Origin of the sequence: Micromonospora sp. DT4 (genome assembly GCF_049841675.1) — a bacterium.
GTDB lineage: Bacteria > Actinomycetota > Actinomycetes > Mycobacteriales > Micromonosporaceae > Micromonospora.
On sequence record NZ_JBNCKT010000321.1, the window covers coordinates 1 to 919 of the forward strand.

Genomic DNA, 919 nt, shown 5'->3' on the forward strand with positions numbered 1-919 from the left:
CGGGGTAGAAGCACTCGGGTGTGTCCCCGGCGGCGCCGGGGGCGACGAGGACGGTGAGGTCGGTACGGCCGGTCAGCAGCGGGACGTGCTGGGTCCACGCCGTGGACCAGGCATGCCAGTCGCTGGCGCCGGCCGGCGTCGGCGGTGCGCCCTGCTGTAGGTGGGTGCTGGGGTGGGACACGGATGGGCTCCTTCCAGAAGGGGTGGGCGGCGGTTAGCGCTTGCCGAGGGCGAGCGCGGTGATGGGTGTGCCGGTGTGTCGGGACAGGGCGGCGGTGACGTCGTCGCGGGCGTCCTCGGGGGCGATGCCGGCCAGGTTGGCTAGGGCAGCGGTCATGCCCAGGTGGTCGCGGACCTTGACGAAGCCGAGCAGTTCGCGCAGCTGCGGCGCCCACACGGTCTTGCCGGCGGTGAGGTCGGCGTTGAGGTCGATCGCTGCGGCCACGACCTGCTTGGGGACGCCGAGGTGGCGGGCGAGGTCCCAGTCGGTGGTGACGTGCAGGTGGACGGTGAACCGGGAGGCCAGGGCCTCGGTGAGCACCGCGCCGTGCACGCCCGGGTTGTGGCCGGCGACGATGTAGAACCCGTCGACGGCCTGCACGCTCTCGTTGCCGTGGGCGGGGATGGTGATGACCCCGCGGCCGTCCATGGCCGGGTACAGGACTGCCAGGACGCGGGGTGGGATGAGGGTGGCGTCGTCGACCAGCAGCACCCGCCCCTCCCGCATCGCGGTGACGAGGGGTCCGTGGACGAACTCGTAGCCGCCGCCGGGGATCGGGTTGTAGGAGCCGAGGAAGTCGTCGACGACGGTGTCGCCGGTGCCGGCGACGGTGAGCAGGTCGGGGAAGGCGGCCTCGACCATGGCGGTCTTGCCGGTGCCGGGCGGCCCGTACAGCAGCACGGGCACCTGCTGGGTGCG

Annotated in this window: 1 protein-coding gene and 1 pseudogene; both read right to left on the reverse strand. The window is 72.9% G+C overall.

The genetic code is table 11. The annotated features are described in order from the left end of the window. Positions 1-181, reverse strand: a pseudogene (locus ACLQ24_RS29885) (VWA domain-containing protein); the annotation flags it as partial. Between the two features lie 33 nt (positions 182-214). Further along, on the reverse strand, positions 215-919 hold a 705-nt coding region (locus ACLQ24_RS29890), incomplete at its 5' end, for an AAA family ATPase (protein ID WP_425895079.1).